General features: G+C 68.8%; 3 protein-coding genes and 3 pseudogenes. 4 read left to right on the top strand and 2 right to left on the bottom strand.

What is annotated here, in order from left to right:
- Positions 1-183: pseudogene (locus tag ACFWSK_RS37555) on the top strand (DNA primase); the annotation flags it as partial.
- Positions 180-581 (top strand): DUF6009 family protein, encoded by a 402-nt coding sequence (locus ACFWSK_RS37550; RefSeq protein ID WP_383796624.1) that lies wholly within the window; start codon positions 180-182, stop codon positions 579-581. The pseudogene ACFWSK_RS37555 and the gene ACFWSK_RS37550, both read left to right, overlap by 4 nt.
- An 84-nt stretch (positions 582-665) precedes the next feature.
- Here ACFWSK_RS37550 and ACFWSK_RS37545 read toward each other — a convergent pair whose 3' ends face one another.
- On the bottom strand, positions 666-1,208 hold the full coding sequence (locus ACFWSK_RS37545; protein ID WP_383796622.1) for a carboxymuconolactone decarboxylase family protein: 543 nt from the start codon (positions 1,206-1,208) through the stop codon (positions 666-668).
- A 214-nt stretch (positions 1,209-1,422) separates the two neighbouring features.
- On the opposite strand from ACFWSK_RS37545, the gene ACFWSK_RS37540 reads away from it, so the two are divergent.
- Positions 1,423-2,382 carry a hypothetical protein gene (locus tag ACFWSK_RS37540; protein WP_383796619.1) on the top strand — a complete coding sequence of 320 codons (960 nt, stop codon included), beginning with the start codon at positions 1,423-1,425 and terminating at the stop codon, positions 2,380-2,382.
- A 175-nt stretch (positions 2,383-2,557) separates the two neighbouring features.
- Positions 2,558-2,923 (top strand): annotated as a pseudogene (locus ACFWSK_RS37535) (DUF6009 family protein); the annotation flags it as partial.
- Between the two features lie 65 nt (positions 2,924-2,988).
- On the opposite strand, the pseudogene ACFWSK_RS37530 reads toward ACFWSK_RS37535, so the two are convergent.
- Positions 2,989-3,171 (bottom strand): annotated as a pseudogene (locus ACFWSK_RS37530) (DNA primase); the annotation flags it as partial.

Genomic DNA, 3,171 nt, shown 5'->3' with positions numbered 1-3,171 from the left:
CTCTACAACGCCTACAAAACCTGGTCACGCAACGAAGGCATCACCCCCACCTCCTCCCGCGCCTTCGCCGCCCGCATCCGAGAAACCATCGGACTGTCCTCACCGAAGGAAATGCTGCTGTCCAACCAGCGCAAGCACTACCCAGGCATCGGTCTTCTCGCCGACGAGGAGGAGGCGCAGTGAGTGCTCTGATCGACGGGGTCGAGATCAGTGAGGAGGCGGAGCTGGTCTGGCTGGAGGACATCTCGGTGCTGGACTACGTGCGCCAGAGTCTGGACCGGCTGCCGACCCGGCGGGGGAGACCCGCCTACCACCGTGACGGGCGCATGGTCGGATACGCGGTACTCCGCCCCGGGGCGAGGGCCTCGCGCTCCTCGGGCACCTTCCGCCGGCGGGTGTTCTGGCTCCTGCCCCACGACCGGGACACCGACCCCCAAGGCCTCTACGCCACCGGCGCACCCGCCGAGGCCATCGATCCCGCCACCCTCAACCCCCGCACCAAAGGACACAAGACCGAACGCTCCGAAGGCGGACCCCTCTCCAGCACCACCCACCCTCTCGGCACGCCACTGACTCGATGAGGAGGGGGAGCGGCGGCTGAGGTCAGCCGACGAGAGCGGCGGCTGAGGTCAGCCGACGAGGACGTCGTGGGCCGGGGCGCCTCCCTACTCGCTCGCCGTGGCGTATCCGTCCTGGACGATCCGGCGGGCCGCTTCGTCGTAGTAGCCGTCCTGCGCCGGGATGTCGGTGGCCAGGCAGCTGACGTAGCGGTTGTACAGGCAGAAAGCCGCGGCGATCAGGACGGTGTCGTGGATGTCGCTGTCCTTGGCACCTTCGGCGCGGGCGGCCTTCACGGCCTCGTCGGAGACCGGGCGTGCCGCGGCCTGCACCTCGGCGGCGATCCGCAGCAGGGTGCGCAGCCGGGGAGTGACCGGGGCGTTCTCCGGTCCGGCGAAGACGGCTGTCACCGTGTCGCGGCCGCCGTCGAGCTGGGCCGCCGCGGCGGCGCCGTGGGTCCCGGAGCAGAACGGCGTGCTGTTCAGGTGGGAGACGTAGGCGGCGATCAACTCCCGTTCGCCGGGGCTGAGGGAGGCGGGTGCGCGCAGCAGGGCGTTGGCGAGGTGGTTGAGAGGTCTCGCGGCGTCCGGGCGCTGGTACATCAGGCCCCGGATGCCGGGGTGATCGTTGTCGATGGTGATGTGCGGCATGGATGCGTCCTCGGGCTCTTGCGGGCGGAAGGCGCCTTCATGTTCACAGGCAGGTTTCCTGTGCTCAACTTCCGTCGTGCGGACCCTGCGTCTGTTCCTGGCGTCCGGTCACCTCGTCTCGGACTTCGCTCCTGGGCGAGCATTCTGGGAGATGGGGCCGCCCGGCACCGCTTCTACGCTGTCACCCTTCCGGCAGCCGAGAAGGAGCTCTGTTGTGGCACGCATCGCTGAGTCACCGTTACACGGGCACGGAGACCTCGCAGGGGAGAGGGGGGTCCGGCGGCGCGGGTTGCTCCTCTCCCTGAGCACGGTCGCCGGCTTTCTGCTGACCGTCATCTGGTCGGCGGAGTTCGTGGACCAGGCCATCGGTGGCACGATCGCCGAGTCGATGCTCGGGCACGATCCGGAGACCTCGGCGCTCACCTCGGTGGCGTCCGGGACGGCCTTCGCCTTCGTCTCCGGTCTGGCAGGGACCTTCACCGCGTGCAACATCGCCGTGTTCGGCACGGTCGCCCCGATGCTGGGGACGGTGAACAGCCGCGCGGGCCGAGCCGTCCAGGCGCTCAGGCCACTGGGCTGGCTGTTCCTCGGCATGGCCGCGGTCTCGGTCGTGTACGGGGCGGTGGTCGGGCTGGTGGGGACATCGATGCCGCAGTTCTCCGAGGCGCAGTCCGTGCCGGGAGAATTGTCGGGGCGGTCCGTGCAGTCGATGGTCACGTTCGGGGTGATCGGGCTGTCGATGTTCTGGCTGGGGCTCAGCGCGCTGGGGTACACCCGTGATCCGTTCGCGAAGCCGGGCCGCCGCTTTCCGCATGCCCAGACGGTGTTCATGGGTGTCCTGGTCGGCGGCTTTCTCATCGGCCGGCCGTATCCGCTCTTCCGGCAGCTCTTCCGTGACGCGGCGCAGAGCGGCAACCCCTTCTACGGGGCGTCAGCCTTCCTGCTGCAGTCGGTCGGCAACGTACTGATCATCGCGGTGCTCTTCTTCCTGCTGGCGTACTTCGCGGGCGGTCGGATTGCCGCCTGGATGACAGCCGACCCCGGCCGGATGGCGGCTGTGACCGCGGTGACCCTGATCGTCGCCGGCGTTTTCACCTTCTTGTACTGGGACGTCAGGCTGCTCGCGCGCCGAGAGATCATCCCCTGGTACCCGATCGCGCCCTGGGCTGCGTGATCCGTCGGTTCCTGATGGACGGTGTCGCGGCATGGTGCGTCCAGGGTCCGGTGATGCGAGGCCGGAGTATCCCATACCCAGCCCGGGGTGAACGCGGTATACAACCTTAGGCTGCTCATGGCCGCGCGCCCGGTGCACAGTGTCCGGACGCGGCCGTGGTCGAGGAGGAGGCGCAGTGAGTGCTCTGATCGACGGGGTCGAGATCAGTGAGGAGGCGGAGCTGGTCTGGCTGGAGGACATCTCGGTGCTGGACTACGTGCGCCAGAGTCTGGACCGGCTGCCGACCCGGCGGGGGAGACCCGCCTACCACCGTGACGGGCGCATGGTCGGATACGCGGTACTCCGCCCCGGGGCGAGGGCCTCGCGCTCCTCGGGCACCTTCCGCCGGCGGGTGTTCTGGCTCCTGCCCCACGACCGGGACACCGACCCCCAAGGCCTCTACGCCACCGGCGCACCCGCCGAGGCCATCGATCCCGCCACCCTCAACCCCCGCACCAAAGGACACAAGACCGAACGCTCCGAAGGCGGACCCCTCTCCAGCACCACCCACCCACCCGACGTCGTCGGTCCCGGCTTCCCGGTTCCCGGCCGGGGCGGCACAAGTGATCACGGTGCTTCTTTCTTGTCGGGGAGAAGACCGATGCCTGGGTAGTGCTTGCGCTGGTTGGACAGCAGCATGACGCGGTGGTCGGGGAGTCCGATGGTTTCTCGGATGCGGGCGGCGAAGGCGCGGGAGGAGGTGGGGGTGATGCCTTCGTTGCGTGACCAGGTTTTGTAGGCGTTGTAGAG

Source organism: Streptomyces sp. NPDC058620 (assembly GCF_042717135.1).
Lineage (GTDB): Bacteria > Actinomycetota > Actinomycetes > Streptomycetales > Streptomycetaceae > Streptomyces.
Note: the sequence above shows the minus strand (reverse complement) of the source record. Positions and strands in the feature narration are given on the sequence as shown.